Genomic DNA, 17,976 nt, shown 5'->3' with positions numbered 1-17,976 from the left:
CTGATCGTCCTGCAAAGCAAAGGTGGGCAGGCGAAGCCATATCAGACACGGCAGGTTCGCCGAATCATCCTGACGGATAGACTGGAGATCAATGGTGATGCATGAGTACAGGATCGTTCTCTATTGGAGCAGGCCGGACAATGCGTTCGTCGCCGAAGTGCCGGATCTCCCGGGTTGTATGGCTCATGGAGACACACAGCAATCCGCTCTCGACCATGTCCGGCAAGCCATGGACCTATGGATCGACACCGCCAGGGATCTCGGGCGTCCGGTACCCGAGCCGAGCAGTCGGCCTCTCACGCCGGCCTAAGGCACCCGGATGAAGCCTCCGCCACCAGGCCCATCCTCCCGGAGTCAGGGGCGATCGGGTTCTCGGCCTCTTTCCGAACAGATTGCCAGATACTCGTCAACCGAGTCCTTGAAGGCCTGCTTCAACTCCGACGCCGACCTGCCCTGGTAGGTAATCACGTCGCGGATTCCAGCCACCTCACCGTGCCGAAGCCTGGGCGGACCGTCACAGTTCACAACTCCTCGATACCCACGGTGCTCCATCACGATGCCATTCCTTCTCTAGGGGAAGACCCCGGCCCTGAAAGGGGTTCTTCACAGAGCCCGCCGGTCCGTTGTCGCGCGGTACGTGTACCATTCCCGGCGATCCTATGACGAACACGCCACGCACCCTATTCCAGAAGGTCTGGGACGCCCACGTAGCCCACGAGGCTCCCGGTGAGCCGTCCCTGCTCTACATCGATCTGCACCTGGTCCACGAGGTGACCAGCCCGCAGGCGTTCGACGGCCTGCGGCTGGCCGGACGGGGCGTGCGGCGACCCGACCTGACGCTGGCGACCATCGACCACGGGGTCCCGACCGCCAACCGAAGCCTGGGGATACGGGATCCCCTTTCGAAGCGCCAGATCGACGCTCTGATCGCCAACTGCGAGCAATACGGCATCACCCTTTACGGGCTGGACGATCCCCGCCAGGGCATCGTCCACATCATCGGTCCCGAGCAAGGCGTCACCCAGCCCGGCATGACCATCGTCTGCGGCGACTCCCACACCGCCACCCACGGCGCCTTCGGGGCGCTGGCCTTCGGGATCGGCACCTCCGAGGTGGAGCACGTGCTGGCTACCCAGACCCTTCCCCAGGTGAAGCCCAAGGCCATGGCGGTGACGGTCGACGGCGACCTCCCCATGGGGGTCACGGCCAAGGACATCATCCTGGCAATCATCGCCAAGATCGGGGTGGCCGGCGGGGTCGGCCACGTGATCGAGTACCGGGGCTCCACCATCCGCTCCCTCTCGATGGCGGCCCGGATGACCATCTGCAACATGTCGATCGAGGGCGGGGCCAGAGCCGGCATGGTTGCCCCGGACGACACCACTTACTCGTACCTCGAAGGACGGCCGCACGCTCCCGAGAACTGGGAGGCGGCACTCGATCACTGGCGCACCCTTCCCACCGATGACGGCGCCTCCTTCGACACCGAGGTCGAGTTGGACGCCGCCGAACTCGAGCCGCACGTCTCCTGGGGCACCAACCCCGCCCAGACCGTACCGGTGAGCGATCGGGTGCCCCACCCTGACGACTACGACGACCCGCTGGACCGGTCCGGGTGCGGGCGGGCCCTGGAATACATGGACCTGGCGGCGGGCACGCCGATCACCGATATCCGCCTCGACCGGGTCTTCCTCGGGTCGTGCACCAACGCCCGCATCGAGGATCTGCGGGCGGCGGCGCGGATCGTGGAAGGCCGCTCCGTGGCGGGGTCGGTCAGTGCCATGGTGGTGCCGGGTTCAGGGCTGGTGAAGCTCCAGGCCGAGGAGGAGGGCCTCGACCGCATCTTCAAGGAGGCCGGGTTCGAGTGGCGGGACGCCGGATGCTCCATGTGCCTGGGGATGAACGACGACATCCTCGCCCCGGGGGAGCGCTGCGCCTCGACCTCCAACCGCAACTTCGAAGGTCGCCAGGGGCGGCGCGGGCGGACCCACCTGGTCAGCCCCGAGATGGCCGCCGCCGCGGCGGTGGCCGGACATTTCGTCGACGTGCGGACCTGGAGCTGATCGTGGACCGGATAGGCGTCATAACCGGCACGATGGCGCCGCTGCCGAGGAACAACTGCGACACCGACCAGATCATGCCCAAGCAGTTCCTGAAGCGGGTGGAGCGGAGCGGCTACGGGCAGTTCCTTTTCTACGACTGGGCCAGGACCGCCGACGGAGACCTCGATCCTGGGTTCGTCCTGAACCGTTCCGAGTACCAGGAGGCCAGGGTGCTGGTCACCGGACCCAACTTCGGTTCCGGATCCTCCCGCGAGCACGCCCCCTGGGGCATCCAGGACTGGGGCTTCGAGGCGGTGATCGCCCCCACGTTCGCCGACATCTTCTACAACAACTGCACCAAGATCGGGTTGCTGCCGGTCACGCTCACCGAGGCCGAGGTGAACCGGATGATCGAGCTGGCCACCCGGACCCCGGGTTCGGTGATCACCATCGACCTCGAAGCCCAGACCGTCGCAGCCGACGATTGGCAGACCGGCTTCGAGATCGACCCCTTCACGAAGTACCGGCTCCTAGAGGGCCTCGACGACATCGGCCTCACCAATCGCAACCTCGAGGCGATCGAGGCCTTCGAGCAGGCCCGACCCGACTACCTCCCGTCCCTCGCCTGATCTCTGCTGAACCCGTGGAGGACCACCACGGGGTTGTCCAGTCCGTATGGGAATCCGGGCGTGCCTTGATGGGCGTCGTGGGCCGGTAGGCTGGCAGCGTGTTTGCGGTCATCTCTTACCCGCCGATCCCGATCTTCGAGATCGGGCCGTTGCGGATGTCGCTCCACGGCGTCTTTGCCGGGGTGGGCTTCCTGGCCGGGGCCTATTACGGAACCCGCCGCTACCGGGACCGGGGGTTCGACGCCAACCTGTTCCAGTCGGTCCTTACCTGGGCGCTGGTGGGGGCGCTGCTGGGCGCCCGATGGCTGACCTTGCCCGCCTACTGGGCGGAGAACGGATTCGACGCCGGCGAGCTGATCAACATCGGTGGCAACTACTCCATCCTGGGCGGTTTCGCCGGCGGCATCGCGGCCGGCATCTGGCGGGCCCACCGGCTGGGACTCCGGCTGGGACCCGCCGTGGACGTGGCCGCTTTCGGCCTGGCCATCGGAACGGTGGTGGGTCGTATCGGCGACCTGGCCATCGTGGAGCACCTCGGCGGGCCGACCCGGTTCGCGCTGGGATACGGGATCCGGCCGGGCTACGACGTGGCGCCCCAGCACGACCGCCTGGAGTGCGTGACGGCGACCGTGGGCGAGTTCTGCGGTATCTACCACCATGCCGCGCTGTATGACATGCTGGCTGCGGCGGTCTGCTTCGGCTTCCTCTACTGGCTGGTCTTCCGTTCCGGCGCCAGGCTCCGTTACGGCCAGTTGTTCGCCGTCTGGATGGCCTGGTACGGGCTCCAGCGATTCCTCATCGATTTCACCCGGCTGGCCCTGGACGTCGGTGGCGACCGGACCCTGGGTGCGCTGACATGGAGCCAGTGGAGCGCCCTGGCCGCCACCGTCGGCGGCGTCGCCCTCTTCCTATGGCTGGGTAGGCGGAACCCGGTGGTCACGCCCGAGAACGACCGGGCCTACGGCGCCGCCTCGTTGCGAGAGGACGGATCGGGGTCCTAGGGCATCACCCGAGGTCATCACCGAGCCAGGCCGTTTCGTCGGGAGTCAGCGGGGTCTCCAACTCCTTGCCGATCCGATCCTGACGAAAGTGACGAACGACCGACGCGACGGTCTCTCCCATCGTGGTTCCGAGCTCCGCGGCAACCCGGCCGAGTTGCTGATGGGTTGTCCCGGTCCGCACGAATTCCCGTACTTGGCGTTCGAGAAGCGTGCATGAGCGTATGGGCTGGTTAGGAAGTGGTTTGCCGGTGACCGGTTCGGGTTGTCGGCCTGTGACCGATGGGGTAACCTGCCGATCGTGAGTTCGACCGCGGTGTATTCGTATTTCGCCTTTACCGGGCCCGGCGCCCGGGCCTGGTGTGACGTCTAGACCGAACCTGTCGTAGAAAGAGCCAAGGCCCGGAGCGACCGCTCCGGGCGTTTTGACGTTCGGAGCGATCCACACCAGAGGAGCATCATGGAACGCAGAGCACTCCGCAACGGATCAGCCACGGACACCATCGTCGAGGTGGGGAAGACCAGGTTCGGGCACGACCCGTTCCCGACCATCGCCGGACCGCGGGCGGTCGAGTCGGAGGAACAGATCATGAAGGTCGCCACAGCGGTGGCCGAGGCCGGTGCCACCGTACTCCGGGGTGGGGTATTCGAGGCGAGTTCCTCACCGTACGCGTTTCCCGGACTGGGCGCGCCCGGTCTGGAGTTGTTGCGCGACGCCGGCGCCGAGGTGGGCCTGCCCACGGTTACCAAGGCCCTGGAACCCAAGGACGTCGAGTTGGTCGCCTCGCACGTGGACATGATCCATGTCGATCCGCGCTCGATGCAGAACTTCGAGTTGCTACGCGTCATAGGCGGGACGGGGAAGCCGGTGCTGCTCGAGCGCGGCGGGTCCGCCACGGTGGACGAGTGGTTGTGGGCCGCCGAGTACGTCCTTGCCGCGGACAATGACCAGGTGGTGCTGTGTGAGGGGGGTATCCGCACCTTCGAGAAGTCGACTTGGGCCACCCTCGACCTGAGTTCCATCCCGGTGCTCAAGGAGATCAGCCACTTGCCTGTCATCGTGGCACCTTCTGCCGCCGCCGGTTCCCGGACCAGGATCCAACCCCTGTCGCTGGCCGCCCAGGGCGTAGGCGCCGACGGACTGATGGTGGAAGTCCATCCGGACCCCATGGCGTCCCGGACCGCGGTGTCGCATCAGATCACCTTCGAGATGTTCACCGATCTCATGGACGCATTGGGTGTCAACCGGGTCCGGATCAACATCGACATGATCGACCGTGACCTGGTCCGCATGCTGGCGCGCCGGCATCTCATGGTCATGCGGGTGGGCCGGATCAAGGCCCAGCGAGGGATGCCGGTCCATATCCCCGAGCGGGAGGAGGAGCTCCTGGCCATCGTCCGGGAGGAAGCGGAGCGCCACGGCCTGGATCCGGCCGAGATCGAGGATGTATTCGACGTCATCCTGGAGCAGTCGAGGGAGATGCAACGCCGGGAACGGGCCCGATCCTGGTCCCAGGCCTGAGCTCGCCGTGACCTGATGCCCTAGGCGGTCCGCCGCCTCGGGTCAGAAAATGGTGGCGGCGGTGTCGATGACGTTGTAGTCGTCATCGGTTACGAGCAGGACCCTCCACTTGTCGAGGGTCGTGCACGGATGCGAGATCCCGACCTGCACCCGGGTCCCTACCGGGAGGATGGCGGGATCGTCCGGGCGCACGAAGGCGTGCTGGTCATTCAGCTTGACGATCGGGAGCGACCCGCCGGTCGGTAGCGGGTCGATCACGGTGGCGGGACCCTTATCGGACCCGATGTCGCGCTGTCCGATGTTGAGCAGGGCTAGGTCGGCCTGCGGTCTCGATATCACGGTGGCGCCGATCTCCAGTGACCCCTGGAAGGGGGTGTAGGCCCAGCCTGGCCGGGTGCTCGGCCCCAGCGCGGCATAGTGGCCGTGGTCATGAACCAGGTAGCAGCCGGAGCGGAGCACCAGCCGGTAGGAGTCGGGGGAGCCGAGATCGTGCTGGACGTGGCGGTCGACCACGTCGAACACGCCGGAGCCTCCGATCGACAGGACCGGCGGGGCGTCTCCCGGGAAAACTCCCTTGGTATGGAATTCGTGGAAGATGCCGGTCACTGAATCCAGGTAGGCGCCCACCGAACGGAGGCTCTCCGGTGAGCGGCCCTCGCCTGCAGGCCCCTCGTACGCCCCGATCCCGCTCACCACGGCGGTGCCCGACTGCTCGATCTCGCGTGCCACAGCCTCGGCCTCCGCCCGGCTGCGGCAGCCGGTGCGACCGTTCGGTACGCCGATGTCGATCAAGAACCGGAGTCCGGCCGCCTCGGCACCGGTACTGTCGATGGCCGCCCGGTAGGCCCGGACGCCCGCCACCGAGTCGACGAAGCAGTACACCTCCGTCCCGGCCTCTCCCGCCAGCCGGACCAGGGTTTCCAGCGACCGGGGATCGGCCGCCTCGTTGGCCAGAAGGATCCGGCGGATCCCGAAACGGTGGGCGGTCACGGCCTGGTGCGGGAGGCCCACGGTAAGCGCCCAGGTTCCGTGCTCGAATTGGAGCCTCCATAGGGCCGGCGCCATGGTGGTCTTGCCGTGAGGGGCGAGCAGGGCGCCCCGGTCTGCGCAGTACCTGCCCATCACCTCGGCGTTATGGGCCAGAGCGCTCCGGCGGAGGAGAGCGAACGGAGTGGGGAGGTCGCTGCGGGCGTTCAATCCGGCCGCCCTGATCCCGGCCGGAGTCCAGGGCGCCTCGCCACGCTCGGGGGGCACGCCCTTCAGCCCGACCGGCAGGGGAACCCGGTCGAGCGTCCGGAGTGCCTCGTCCATCGCCTCGTAGTCGATTCCTGCGGTGTGTGGCATCGTCTCTTCCACGGCAGCGGTAGGAGCACCCGTACGACGGTCATCGTACATAGTTGACTCGATGCGTCGTAGCGCCGCCGGCCAGGCCGTGCATGGCGGCGATGGAGGTAACACGCACTCGACCCCTCCGGGGCCCGGCCCGGGCGGCGCGGTCCGGAGGGCGCCGGCTGTTCGCTTCCCCGATCCGCCCGTCACCCTACTCCCTCGGCGTGTACGCTTTTCGTGATCGGACCACCATCGACGTGGGACGCCGATTGGGGCGTGACCGATCGACGAAGGGAGAACCATGTTGACGAAGCGAGCCAGCCGCTGGATCGCAGCGCTGCTGACGCTGGGGATGATCGCCACCGCGTGCGGATCGGACGACTCTGCCCCGGATACCACCGCAGCCCCCGCTACCACCGCAGCGCCCGCCACCACTACCGCGACGACGGTGGTCGAGGTGGGGACGACTACCACCACGGAGGCCCCGGCGGGCGCGACCACCACGACCGCCGCTCCGACCACGACCACCGAGGCGATGGAAGAGCCCCTGTCGGGCCGAGAGGCCACCGTGGTGATCGGTAAGAAGATGGACAGCGACACCAAGTTCGACCCGGCCCGGGCCTTCGAGGAGCTGTACGTGCTGGTGCTCGGATCGGTCTACAACACGCTGGTGCAATGGGCGGAGACCGACAACGGGTACGACTACCAGACGCTGGTTCCCGAACTGGCCACCGAGTGGTCGTCCAACGCCGACGCCACCCAATGGACCTTCACGCTGGACCCGAACGCTCGCTTCCACGACGGAGCACCGGTCACCTCCGCTGATGTGGCCTTCTCGTTCCTTCGCCTGAAGAACGTGGCGGGCACTCCGTCCTACCAGGCGGGCAACATCACCGGCATCGACACACCCGACGACCATACCGTGGTGGTCAACCTGGAGAACGCGGACGCGGAGTTCCCCGCGCTGACCACCGCCGCCGCCTTCAGCGTGCTTAACAGCGCGCTGGTCCAGGCCAACGGAGGCGCCGCCGGCGAGGACGCTGCGGAGACGGACACCGCCGAGGAGTGGCTGGCGTTGAATAGCGCCGGATCCGGTCCGTTCACCTTCGACCTCTCGGATCCGGGCCAGCGCCTCGAGATCGTCCGCGTGGACGACTATTGGGGCGGCCCGCCCGCGGTCATGGAGCGGGTCATCTTCGTGAACATCCCCGAGGCGCAGTCGCGCATCGACGCCCTGAGCCGCGGCGACATCGACCTGGCGTGGACCGTCATCCCGCACCAGGCGGCCTCGTTGGGTGAGAACTTCACGGTCCTCCAGGCCAACACGAACCACTGGTACTACGTGATGTTCACGACCGACGCGGTAAACAACAACGCCTTCGTGGCCAACCCGACGGTTCAGCAGGCGCTCAAGTACGCCATCGACTACGACGGCCTCCAGCGGCTCTGCCCCGGCTACACCGCCAACCGCGTGTACGGGCTGGCGCCGATGCGGCTGGGCGGCATCACGGAGGGCTACGAGCGCGACCTGGACAAGGCCCGGGAACTGCTGGCCGAGGCCGGCTATCCCGATGGCTACGACGACCCGGAGAACCCGATCCGCTTGCAGACGTTCCAGTGGAGCGGATTCTGCCCCGGCTTCGGCGACGTGGCCCAGAAGCTGGCCGCCGACTTCGCGGACATCGGCGTGAAGACCGAGGTCCAGATCCGCGACGTGGGAGTGTTCTTCACCGACTTCCGCAAGGGCGACCTGGACATCAATGTGAGCGACTGGTTCCCGGAGTATCCGTCAGCAATGAACTCTGCGCAGGTGTCGTTCGCCGACGGGTTCCTGAACTGGCAGCGGTCGCTCTGGCCCGACAACTCCGAGGGCTGGCCTCTCTATGACGAGATAAAGGCGGCAGGTGACGCGGCGCTGGCGTCGGTCGATCCGGCGGAGCGGATGAGCCTGCTGAACGACGTGGAGCGGATGGGCCTGGAGGCCAACCCGACCCACCTGATGGTCGAGATTCCGGAGTGGTACCCGCACGTCAACACCCTGACCGGCGTCTACTACCACGCCGTCTACCGGTTCGAGCCCTACCGGATGGGTCGGGCGCGGTAGGTCGAGGCCTGGTCCAGACCGACAATCTTTCGGGGGGCGGCGCCACCGGTCGCCCCCCGGTCTCCCGCCTCGCACGGCGGGCATCATGAACCGGAGGAGTTGATATGCGCTGGTACGTGCTCCGGCGTCTGGCTCTAGTTCCGTTCGTGCTGCTGGGCATGACCGGCATCACGTTCTTCGTCTCCCAGCTGATCCCCATCGATCCGGTGGCCGCTTACCTGGGAGGGCGGGGGGCGGCCCACTCCGACGAGGCCGAGCAGGCGATCATCGACGCCCTCAACGCCCGCTGGGGATGGGACAAGCCCGTCCCGGAGCGTTACTGGATCTACCTGACCAACTTGGTGCAGGGTGACATGGGCGACTCGAGCCACACGGCGCGAGGCGTCAGCACCGACCTGGCCAACGTGGTGCCGCCCACCATCGAGCTGGTGGTGGCGGCGCTCGTCATAGCTATGGTCTTCGGCATCCCGCTGGGCGTCTTCGCTGCGGCCCGCCGGGGAGGGTTCTGGGACACGGCCTTCAAGGTGATCTCCACCCTGGCCATATCGGTGCCCGTATTCTGGCTGGCCATTGTCGGGTTCACCGTCCTCTACGGCCGGCTCGGCTGGGCGGCCGGACCGGGGCAGCTGGACATCTTCACCCGGCCGCCGCCGGAGGTGACCCGGATGGTCACCGTCGACTCGATCCTGGCCCGCCGCTGGGACGCTCTCTTCGACACCCTCCACCACCTGGCGTTCCCCGCCCTGGTGCTGGGGCTCGTGATCGGCTTCTATTTCGCGCGGGTGGTGCGCTCCGAGATGGTCGACGCCCTGGAGTCGGACTACGTTCGCACCGCCCGCGGCAAGGGCCTGCGCCGCCGCCTGGTCCTGTACCGCCACGCCCTGCGCAATGCGGTCATCCCGGTGATCACGCTCTCCGGCCTGGCCTTCGGATCGCTGCTCATCGGGATCATCGTGGTCGAGCCCGTGGTGGGTTGGCCGGGGCTCGGCCAGTACGCCTTCATGGCGGCCACGCGCCTGGACCTCAACGCTATCTCGGGAGTGGTGCTGGTGATCAGCCTGGCCTACGTCCTGGCCAACCTGGCGGTCGACCTCATGTACACGGTGGCAGACCCGCGCGTACGCGACGGGATGAAGACATGACATCGGGCCGGCTCCGCCGGTTGGAGGAGGCGGTCGCGTCGACGCGCCTCACTACCACCCTGGAGTCATTGCGGCCCCGCACCTTCCTGGAGTTCTACGGCCTGGCGGTGATCGCGGTCGTGGTGGGTGCGGTGATCGCCGCCCCGCTGATCGCCCCCGACCCGCTCGCCCAGGACCTGACTGCCCAGCTCGCCGGCCCGAGCGCCGACCACTGGCTGGGCACCGACAACCTGGGCCGCGACCTCTGGTCGCGGATCCTCTATGGGGGCCGGGTGTCGATAGTGACCGGCGTCTTCGTTCTCCTCACCGCGGGCGCGGTCGGCATCCTGTACGGGGCCGTGTCCGGATATGCGGGCGGGATCGTCGACGCGGTGATGATGCGGATCGTCGACATCTTCCTGTCCTTCCCCTCGATCATGCTGGCGCTGCTGATCTCGGCGGCGCTGGGACCGACCACCCGCAACGCCATCATCGCCATAGCGGCGGCCTGGTGGCCGGTCTACGCCCGGCTGATCCGGGGCCAGGTGATCGTGGTGAAGGAACGCGAGTTCGTGACCGCCTCGCGGGCGCTCGGCGCCGGGCCGGTCCGCAACCTCTTCCTGACCGTGCTGCCCAACAGCTTCGGGGTGATGAAGACGATCTTCGTCCTCGACACCGGCTACGCCATCCTGGCGGGCTCTACCCTCAGCTTCCTAGGCCTCGGCGTCTCGCTACCGACCCCGGAGTGGGGGGTGATGATCCGGGAGGCCCTCCAGTATCCCACCCACTGGTGGTTCATTCTCAGCCCCGGTCTTGCCCTGATGCTGTTCGTATCCGCTATCAACTTCGCCGGGGGCATCGTCACCCGGTCGGTCCATGAAGTCCCCATCCGCTGAGGCTCCGGCCGGTCCGGCCGGACCGCCGGGACCGGACGGGCACCTCCTGTCGGTACGGGACCTGCGCGTGACTTTCCGCGCTAAGCAGCCGGTTCGAGCCGTGAACGGCGTGTCCTACGACCTCGCCGCCGGGGAACACGTCGGTCTGGTCGGTGAGAGCGGGTCCGGCAAGAGCGCCGGGGCGCTCGCGCTCGTGCGGCTGCTACCGGACTACGCCGAGCTGGACGGGAGCGTGATGCTGGCCGGCGCCGACCTGATGAGCCTCTCCGAACGAGAGCTGCGGAGCGTTCGGGGCGACCGGGTGGGAATCGTCTACCAGGACCCGTTCAGTTCTCTGAATCCGGTCCTGACGGTCGGCAAGCAGCTCACCGAGGTCATCCGCAAGCACCGTGGCCTGGGCGCCCGGGCGGGCCGCAAGGAGGCGGCGCGTCTGCTGGAAACTGTGGGCGTCCCCAACGCAGAGGAGCGGATCGCTGACTACCCCCACCAGTTCTCCGGTGGCATGCGGCAGCGGGCGGTGATAGCCATGGCCGTCTCACCCCGGCCGGCGCTGCTGATCGCCGACGAACCCACCACCGCCCTCGATGTCACTGTTCAGGCGCAGATCCTCGAGTTACTCCAGCAGCTGACCTCGGAGCACGGCACCACCATGCTCCTGATCACCCACGACCTGGGGGTGGTGGCGGGCGTTACGCAGCGGCTGATGGTCATGTACGGCGGCCGCATCGTGGAGGCCTCGTCCACCGAGGATGTGTTCGTCCGTCCGGCACACCCGTACACGGTGGCCCTCCACCGATCCCTGCCCCGGATCGACACGCGTCAGGAACGGCTGGTGACGATCGAGGGCCAGCCCCCCGACCCGAGCCGCCCCATCGATGGGTGTCCCTTCGCTCCCCGCTGTCCCTCCCGGATCGATCGATGCGCGGTCGAGAATCCGCCACTCATGACGCTCCCCACTGCCCGGCGCGCCACCGCCGCCGGTTGGGAACCGCTGGCGATCCGTGAACGGGACGGCAACCCGGTTCCCGGACCGGCCAGCCCGCACCTCACTGCCTGCTGGAACCCCCCGGTACCGGAGGCGCCCTCGACAGGCGCGGGAGGCAACGGATGAACACGGGTTACCACGACGCGCCGGGATTGGTGGAGGTGGAGGACCTGCGGGTCTGGTTCCCTACCGGGCGGGGACCATCATCCGAGCGGCGAGGCAACATCAAGGCTGTTGACGGGGTGACGTTCACTGTCCAGCAGGGCGAGACGCTCGGGTTGGTGGGCGAGTCGGGATGCGGCAAGACCACCACGGCACGGGCAATCCTCAAACTCCTGGAGCCGACCGAAGGGCGGATCGTGTTCGACGGCGTGGACCTGTCGGCGGTATCCGGGAGAGAGCTCCGGCTGCTGCGGCGGCGGATGCAGCCCGTCTTCCAGGATCCCTTCGCCAGCCTTAACCCCAAGCGAACCGTGGCCCGGATCGTTGCGGAGCCGCTCGTCATCCACCGGCAGGGAACGCGCGCCGAGCGCCGGGAGAGGGTTTCCGAGCTATTGGCCACGGTCGGGCTCCCGCCGGACGCGGCCGGAAGGTACCCGCATGCCTTCAGCGGGGGCCAGCGACAGCGCATCGCCATTGCCCGCGCGATGGCGCTTCGCCCCGACCTGATCGTGGCCGACGAGCCGGTCAGCTCGCTGGACGTGAGCATCCGCGCCCAGATACTCAACCTGATGAGCGACCTCCAGCAGGAGTTCCGGCTGACCTACGTGGTGATCGCCCACGACCTGGCGCTGGTCCGGCAGGTGACAGATCGGGTGGCGGTCATGTATCTGGGAAACATCGTCGAACTCCGGCCCACCGAAGACCTCTACCGGGAACCGCTCCATCCCTACACGGTGGCCCTGCTCTCATCGGCGCCAATCCCGGACACGGGAGCGGAGGCCGCCCGGCAGCGCATCGTGCTGGACGGGGACGTGCCAAGCCCGGCGGATCCGCCTGCCGGCTGCCGGTTCCACACCCGCTGCTGGCTGCGCCGGAAGCTGGACAACCCCGACATCTGCTCCGGCGAGACCCCGCCCTTGAAACCGGTCGAAGGTGGCGTCGGTGCTGTGGCCTGCCATTTCCCGGACAAGGTGGAGGCCTCCTCCGAACGGCGCGAAACCCTGGTGACGATCAAAGGCCGATAACCGGCAGAACACCATCAGGTGTCCGCACCGGCCGGAGACCCGACCACCGGCACCTCCTTGGCAACCCCGACCTATCCCAGCATCTCTCCCCGGTCCACAACAGCGACGTGGCCGGTGATGGAATCGTTGGCGACGAGCCCCATCACGCAATCCACGACATCCTCCAGCGGCGCCAGCGGTACGGCGCCGGACCGGATCTCAGCGGCGCGCTCGGACGGTAGGTAGCGATCCAGCCAGTCGGTTGCCATCCATCCCGGAGCCACGGCGTTGACCTGGACGGCCGGCGCCAGCGCCCGGGCCAGGCACGTGGTCAGCGAGACCAGCGCCGCCTTGGACACGACATACGGGATGGAGCTGCCGGTACTGGTGAATGCGGAGTTCGTCGCGACGTTGACGATCTTGCCGGCGCTCCGGGCCACCATCCCCGGCGCCACCGCCTGGGCACACAGGAAGGCGCCCGTGAGGTTGACATCCAGGATTCGCCTCCACCGCTCCTCGGTAATGGCGCCGATGTCGGAGAAGGGGATGTACCGGGTGATGCCGGCATTGTTGACCAGGACGTCCACCGGGCCCAGCGCCCGCTCGACCGTGGTCACCATCTCCGCCACCGCGGCGCTGTCGGCCACGTCGGCCCGGACCGCCAGGGCCTTTCCTCCGTCCCGTTCGATCTCGCCGGCCACCTGCTCGGCCGCGTCCCGCGACCGCGAGTAGTTGACAGCCACCCGTGCTCCGGCCCGTCCCATCCGCAGTGCGATCTCGCGACCCAGCCCGGTCCCGCCTCCTGTCACCAGGGCCACCCGCCCGTCCAAGTCCACGGCTATCTCCTCGATGCCCGGCTGCGGTAAGCGTCGATTCCTGCCAGGAGACGCTCCACGTCGGCGGGGGTGTTGTAGAGGTGGGGGTCGGCGCGGACCCGGTCGTCCTCGGAGTATCCCCATGCGTCCACTCCGAGCGTCCGCAGGTAACGGCACAGCGGCACCCCGCCCTGGAAGTGGAATGCCACCACCCCGCCGCGCACCGGCCGGTCACTCGGCGTCAACACTTCGATTCCACGCTCCTCCAGCCCTTCGATCATCTGTCCGGTCAGGTCCAACACGTGCTGCTCGATGGCGGGGATGCCGGCCTCCAGGATGATGTCCAGTCCCCGCCGGGCGGCGGCTATGCCGGGAAGGTCGGCCAGCCCGATCTCGTGGCGCTTCCCCCCGGGACTGAACGAGAGGTGCTCCAGGGCGGTCGGAGGCCCGGCGCACTCGGCGCCAACGTAACCGACGTGAGGTGGCGGGCGGGCCTCCAGGTGCTCCCGGCGGGCATAGAAGTAACCGAGACCGGGAGGACCGAGTAGCCACTTCATCATCGTGCCGCTCATGAAGTCGACCCCCGAGCTCGCTGCGTCCACCGGCACGGCGCCCGCCGACTGGGCGGCGTCGACGATCAGGTAGCCGCCGGAGGCGTGGGCGAGGCCGGCCAGCCGGCGGAGGTCATGGCGGAAGCCGGTCCGGGGGTCGACGTGGGACACGATCACGGCGATCGTGCGTTCATCGACCGCCGCTTCCAGACCGTCCGCCCAGGTGGATGTCGGACCGGCAGGGATCTTCCTGACCTCGACCGGAGGGCGACCGGGCAGCAACCAGGGCCAGACGGCGCTCGGGTGGGAGGTCGGGTCGGTGACGATGTTGGCGCCGGGAGGGGGATCGATCATCTGAACTGCGAGGTTGGAACCGCGCGAGGTGTTGTCGACGATGGCCAGCTCTCCGGAATCTGCGCCCAGGACGGAGGCGAGGTGGTCCTTGAGAATCCGCCACTCGTCGAAGTACCGGGCGCGGTGGTAGGCGGGGTCGAGCATCCACCGGTCGGCCCACTCATCGAGCGCCGCCTTGACCGGAGTCGCCGCCGGGGCCAGGCCGCCTGCGAACAGGTAGGCGCGGTTCTGAGTGATCGGGAACAGCGGCCGGAATCGCTCGCTCAGGACCATGCGGGCACCTCCACCAGCGTCGGGCAATCCGCGATCAGGGCGGACTCGACGGCCGCCGCCAGGTCCTCGGGCTCGTCGGCCCGCGCATATGCCGCACCGTACGCCGCGGCGAGCGTGGCCAGGTCCGGAACATGCAGCTCCGTCGCCATCGGCTCGAACCCGCGCTCCCGCATCAGACGGTCTATCTCCCCGAAGGCCCGGTCGTTCCAGATCACGAAAGGTATCGGCAGACGGTGCTGCGCCGCCACCATCAGCTCGGACATGGTGAACATGAACCCACCGTCCCCGACCAGCGCCGCCACCGCTAGCTCGGGCCGGGCGATCTTGGCGCCGATGGCCGCCGGGAGGGCGTACCCGAGGGTTGCCAGGCCGGACGGGTTGATCCAGGTCCGCGGACCGGGCAGGTCGTAGAAGGGGAAGGCCCCGAAACCGGCCACCATGGCCACGTCGAGCGAGAGGATGGACTCGTCGGGCATGGCTTGACGGAGGGCGCTGACCCAGGGCCGGTACGGACGCCCCAACTCCGCGGCCTCCTCGCCGGCGGCGGCTCGTACCCCGGCGGCGCGGCGCCGACCTTGCCTGGAAGCCGGGCGTGAGGCGCCCTCCATGAAGGTGACCGCGGCGCGGGCATCTCCCACCACCGCCAGATCCACCGGGTGGTTGACCCCGATCTGGCCGGGGTCGATGTCCACCTGGATCAGCTTCCCGCCCAGCCGCAGCGGCCCGATCCAGAAGTCGGCCGGGCTGATTTCCGTCCCCACGGCGAGAACTGCATCACACTCCTCCAGGAAGCGGGCCGCCGACCGGTAGAAGGCCAGCGATGCGGCCAGGTCGTGGCCGGTCGGGATAATCCCTTTCCCGTTCAGCGTGGTCACCACCGGGGCGTCGATCCGGTCGGCCATCCGGGCGACCTCCCGGGCGCATGCCATCGCCCCGCCTCCCACCAGCATGCCGGGCCGCTCGGCCGATTCGAGAATCGCTACCGCCTGGCGCAGGACATCCTCGTCAGCGGAGGGCGGCCCGTCCTCGGGCGGTGGCCGAACTACAACCCGGGTCGCCATCTCCTGTACGTCAATCGGGATCGCCAGGCATATCGGGCGAGGCCGGCCGGTGCGGAACCGCCGGAAAGCGTCGTGAACGACATCGGGGATCCGGTCTGGCGACAGGATCAGCTCCGATCGGTCGGTGATGCCCTCCAGAACCCGCTCCTGGGAACGGAGTTCGTGCGAGTGGCCCCGACCGCGCCCGATGTCCTCGCTCGGTATGTGGGAGGTGATGCAGAGCACCGGAATGGAGTCCGAGTAGGCCTCGGCGATGGCCGTGGCCGCGTTGGTGACCCCCGGGCCGGTCGTGACCATGCATACTCCCGGCCGCCCGGTGGCCCGGGCGTAGCCGTCCGCCATGAAGGCGGCACCCTGCTCGTGGCTGGTCGTCACGTGTTGGATGCCCGTGGTCTGCCCGAGCGCCCGGTAGAACTCCAGGGTATGGGTGCTGGGAATGCCGAACACGTGGCGGACGCCGTTGACCCGGAGCGATTCGATCAAGACCTCGGCGCCGGTCATCTCAGGCACCCCCCGGAGTAGGCTCGGCACGTGGTCGATCTTCTCCTGAGGAATGCGACGATCTATCCCGGCGATGCCGAGCCCCGTCGCGGGGACGTCGCTATCGACCGCGACTCGATACTAGCGATGGGCGCCGATCTGGAGGCCGAGGCTGCCCGCACCATCGATCTGGATGGCCTGGCGCTCTGCCCCGGGTTCATCGACATGCATGCCCACAGCGCGCTGCGGTCATTCGACGACCCGCTCCTCGAGCCGAAGCTACGCCAGGGCTTCACGACCGAGATCATCAACCCCGACGGGATGGGTCCGGCCCCGGTAACGGCCGAGCGGCTTGAAGATCGCATGACCCAGCTGGCCTTGCCGGAAGGCCCCGGACCCCCGGAGTGGGCCTGGCGCTCGATCGGTGAGTACCTGGAGGAGTTGGACGGCACGCGACCGGCCATCAGCCTGTGCCCCTTCGTCCCCCATGGGGCGGTTCGCGACGCCGTGCTGGGAGGCGCGCAGCGCGTGCCCGACCGCGACGAGATGCGCGCCATGCGTCGCGAGGTCGCCGCCGGCATGGAGGCGGGGGCCTGGGGGATCTCGTTCGGCCTGGTTTACACACCGGGCGCCTACGCGGACCGCGACGAGGTGGTGGCCCTCTCCACCGAGGCCGGACGGTTCGGCGGCCTCATCTCGGTCCACATGCGCGGCGAGAGCCACAACCTGCTCGAGTCGGTTGAGGAGATGATCGATGTGTCCCGCCGGAGTGGGGCGCGGCTCCACCTCTCACATCTGAAGGTGCTTGGGCGCCGCAACGCCTGGAAGCTGGAACCCTTGCTCGAGATGATCGACGGGGCGCTGGATGGCGGGGTGGACGTCACCTTCGACCAGTACCCCTACGGCGCCGGTGTGACCCTTCTCTCCGCGTTGCTCCCCCCGTGGGCGCACGACGGGGGCGTCGGGCAGATGGCGGCGCGCCTGCGGGACCGTTCCACCGCGAATCGCCTGCTCCGCGCCCTCGGTGACCCCGACGCCGGACCCGAGAGCTTCTACTACCAGTGCGGCCCGGAAGGGATCGTGGTGATCGACTGCGGCCCCGACGGTCCAGCGGATGTGGTCGGCCGCACAATCTCCGAGATCGCCTCGGCCCGCCGAATCGAACCGGAGCGGGTGGTCATCGACCTGCTGCTGGAGACGGGGATGCGCGCCCTGGTCATCCTCCACTACGCCGACGAGTCCGTGGTGCGAGCCATCGCCCGGCATCCGGCCATGCTGGTGGGCAGCGACGCCGTATTCGCCGCCACTCCCCATCCGCGGCTCTGGGGTACCGCAACCCGCTTCCTGGGACGGTACGCGATACAGGACGGCATCGTCAGCCTTCGAGAGGCCGTGGCCCGGCTCTCGTTCCGGGCCGCCCGGCGTGTGGGGCTGAACGACCGGGGCGAGGTCGCCCCCGGACAGCGCGCCGATCTGGTCGCCTTCGACCCCCGCCGCGTGATCGACCGGGCCACCTACGACGAGCCGGAACGCCCTCCTGCCGGGATCGAGTGGGTGATCGTGGGCGGCGAGGTGGCGGTGGACCCGACCGGCCCCACCGGAACCCGCCAAGGCGGCGTCTGCCGTCTCAGGGAACGTCAGTAATCTGCT

General features: G+C 68.3%; 15 protein-coding genes. 11 read left to right on the top strand and 4 right to left on the bottom strand.

From position 1 onward, the window contains the following. The first annotated feature begins 91 nt into the window (after positions 1-91). The 5 genes from ACOQPD_RS09570 to aroF all read left to right on the top strand — a co-directional run bounded on the left by ACOQPD_RS09570 (position 92) and on the right by aroF (position 5,191). Positions 92-310 carry a type II toxin-antitoxin system HicB family antitoxin gene (locus ACOQPD_RS09570; protein ID WP_420611730.1) on the top strand — a complete coding sequence of 73 codons (219 nt, stop codon included), beginning with the start codon at positions 92-94 and terminating at the stop codon, positions 308-310. Positions 311-659: 349 nt separating this feature from the next. Continuing rightward, complete coding sequence (gene leuC / locus ACOQPD_RS09565; protein ID WP_420611729.1) at positions 660-2,063, top strand: 3-isopropylmalate dehydratase large subunit; 1,404 nt, start codon at positions 660-662, stop codon at positions 2,061-2,063. Positions 2,064-2,065: 2 nt separating this feature from the next. Next, on the top strand, positions 2,066-2,671 hold the full coding sequence (gene leuD / locus ACOQPD_RS09560) for a 3-isopropylmalate dehydratase small subunit (RefSeq protein ID WP_420611728.1): 606 nt from the start codon (positions 2,066-2,068) through the stop codon (positions 2,669-2,671). A 98-nt stretch (positions 2,672-2,769) separates the two neighbouring features. Beyond that, entirely contained in the window at positions 2,770-3,672 is a 903-nt protein-coding gene (locus ACOQPD_RS09555) for a prolipoprotein diacylglyceryl transferase (protein ID WP_420611727.1), read from the top strand. A gap of 457 nt (positions 3,673-4,129) precedes the next feature. After that, complete coding sequence (aroF, locus tag ACOQPD_RS09550; protein WP_420611726.1) at positions 4,130-5,191, top strand: 3-deoxy-7-phosphoheptulonate synthase; 1,062 nt, start codon at positions 4,130-4,132, stop codon at positions 5,189-5,191. A 42-nt stretch (positions 5,192-5,233) separates the two neighbouring features. On the opposite strand, the gene ACOQPD_RS09545 is transcribed toward aroF, so the two are convergent. Then, positions 5,234-6,535, bottom strand: a complete 1,302-nt coding sequence (locus ACOQPD_RS09545) for a hypothetical protein (RefSeq protein WP_420611725.1) — start codon at positions 6,533-6,535, stop codon at positions 5,234-5,236. A gap of 289 nt (positions 6,536-6,824) precedes the next feature. On the opposite strand from ACOQPD_RS09545, the gene ACOQPD_RS09540 reads away from it, so the two are divergent. The 5 genes from ACOQPD_RS09540 (at position 6,825) to ACOQPD_RS09520 (ending at position 12,813) form a co-directional block, all read left to right on the top strand. After that, entirely contained in the window at positions 6,825-8,624 is a 1,800-nt protein-coding gene (locus ACOQPD_RS09540; RefSeq protein WP_420611724.1) for an ABC transporter substrate-binding protein, read from the top strand. Positions 8,625-8,728: 104 nt separating this feature from the next. Further along, the gene (locus ACOQPD_RS09535) at positions 8,729-9,766 is read left to right on the top strand and encodes an ABC transporter permease (protein WP_420611723.1); all 1,038 of its coding nucleotides are present in this window, start codon (positions 8,729-8,731) and stop codon (positions 9,764-9,766) included. After that, on the top strand, positions 9,763-10,641 hold the full coding sequence (locus ACOQPD_RS09530; RefSeq protein ID WP_420611722.1) for an ABC transporter permease: 879 nt from the start codon (positions 9,763-9,765) through the stop codon (positions 10,639-10,641). The genes ACOQPD_RS09535 and ACOQPD_RS09530 overlap by 4 nt, the downstream gene beginning before the upstream one ends. Next, positions 10,622-11,752: an ABC transporter ATP-binding protein gene (locus tag ACOQPD_RS09525; RefSeq protein WP_420611721.1), complete on the top strand. Its 1,131-nt coding sequence runs from the start codon at positions 10,622-10,624 to the stop codon at positions 11,750-11,752. Before ACOQPD_RS09530 ends, ACOQPD_RS09525 begins: the two co-directional genes overlap by 20 nt. After that, positions 11,749-12,813, top strand: a complete 1,065-nt coding sequence (locus ACOQPD_RS09520) for an ABC transporter ATP-binding protein (protein ID WP_420611720.1) — start codon at positions 11,749-11,751, stop codon at positions 12,811-12,813. The genes ACOQPD_RS09525 and ACOQPD_RS09520 overlap by 4 nt, the downstream gene beginning before the upstream one ends. Positions 12,814-12,884: 71 nt before the next feature. Here ACOQPD_RS09520 and ACOQPD_RS09515 read toward each other — a convergent pair whose 3' ends face one another. Genes ACOQPD_RS09515 through ACOQPD_RS09505 form a run of 3 tightly spaced genes read right to left on the bottom strand, consistent with a single transcriptional unit; the run spans position 12,885 to position 16,377 of the window. Next, on the bottom strand, positions 12,885-13,628 hold the full coding sequence (locus ACOQPD_RS09515; protein ID WP_420611719.1) for an SDR family NAD(P)-dependent oxidoreductase: 744 nt from the start codon (positions 13,626-13,628) through the stop codon (positions 12,885-12,887). Between the two features lie 2 nt (positions 13,629-13,630). Further along, positions 13,631-14,785, bottom strand: a complete 1,155-nt coding sequence (locus ACOQPD_RS09510; protein ID WP_420611718.1) for an aminotransferase class V-fold PLP-dependent enzyme — start codon at positions 14,783-14,785, stop codon at positions 13,631-13,633. Further along, entirely contained in the window at positions 14,776-16,377 is a 1,602-nt protein-coding gene (locus tag ACOQPD_RS09505) for a thiamine pyrophosphate-binding protein (protein ID WP_420611717.1), read from the bottom strand. Before ACOQPD_RS09505 ends, ACOQPD_RS09510 begins: the two co-directional genes overlap by 10 nt. Here ACOQPD_RS09505 and ACOQPD_RS09500 point away from each other — a divergent pair, their 5' ends adjacent. Beyond that, the gene (locus tag ACOQPD_RS09500) at positions 16,378-17,970 is read left to right on the top strand and encodes an N-acyl-D-amino-acid deacylase family protein (RefSeq protein WP_420611715.1); all 1,593 of its coding nucleotides are present in this window, start codon (positions 16,378-16,380) and stop codon (positions 17,968-17,970) included. The last annotated feature ends 6 nt before the right edge of the window (positions 17,971-17,976 follow it).

Source organism: Candidatus Spongiisocius sp., assembly GCF_965221825.1.
In the GTDB taxonomy this organism is placed as follows: Bacteria; Actinomycetota; Acidimicrobiia; order Spongiisociales; family Spongiisociaceae; genus Spongiisocius.
This window is presented reverse-complemented; position numbering and strand designations above follow the sequence as displayed.

Excerpts from the sequence above, each read along its gene's own strand:
- ACOQPD_RS09525 (WP_420611721.1), top strand. The coding sequence starts at position 10,622 with ATGAAGTCCCCATCCGCTGAGGCTCCGGCCGGTCCGGCCGGACCGCCG.
- ACOQPD_RS09535 (WP_420611723.1), top strand. The coding sequence starts at position 8,729 with ATGCGCTGGTACGTGCTCCGGCGTCTGGCTCTAGTTCCGTTCGTGCTG.
- ACOQPD_RS09530 (WP_420611722.1), top strand. The coding sequence starts at position 9,763 with ATGACATCGGGCCGGCTCCGCCGGTTGGAGGAGGCGGTCGCGTCGACG.
- ACOQPD_RS09510 (WP_420611718.1), bottom strand. The coding sequence starts at position 14,785 with ATGGTCCTGAGCGAGCGATTCCGGCCGCTGTTCCCGATCACTCAGAAC.
- ACOQPD_RS09520 (WP_420611720.1), top strand. The coding sequence starts at position 11,749 with ATGAACACGGGTTACCACGACGCGCCGGGATTGGTGGAGGTGGAGGAC.
- ACOQPD_RS09545 (WP_420611725.1), bottom strand. The coding sequence starts at position 6,535 with ATGCCACACACCGCAGGAATCGACTACGAGGCGATGGACGAGGCACTC.
- ACOQPD_RS09570 (WP_420611730.1), top strand. The coding sequence starts at position 92 with ATGGTGATGCATGAGTACAGGATCGTTCTCTATTGGAGCAGGCCGGAC.
- leuC (WP_420611729.1), top strand. The coding sequence starts at position 660 with ATGACGAACACGCCACGCACCCTATTCCAGAAGGTCTGGGACGCCCAC.
- aroF (WP_420611726.1), top strand. The coding sequence starts at position 4,130 with ATGGAACGCAGAGCACTCCGCAACGGATCAGCCACGGACACCATCGTC.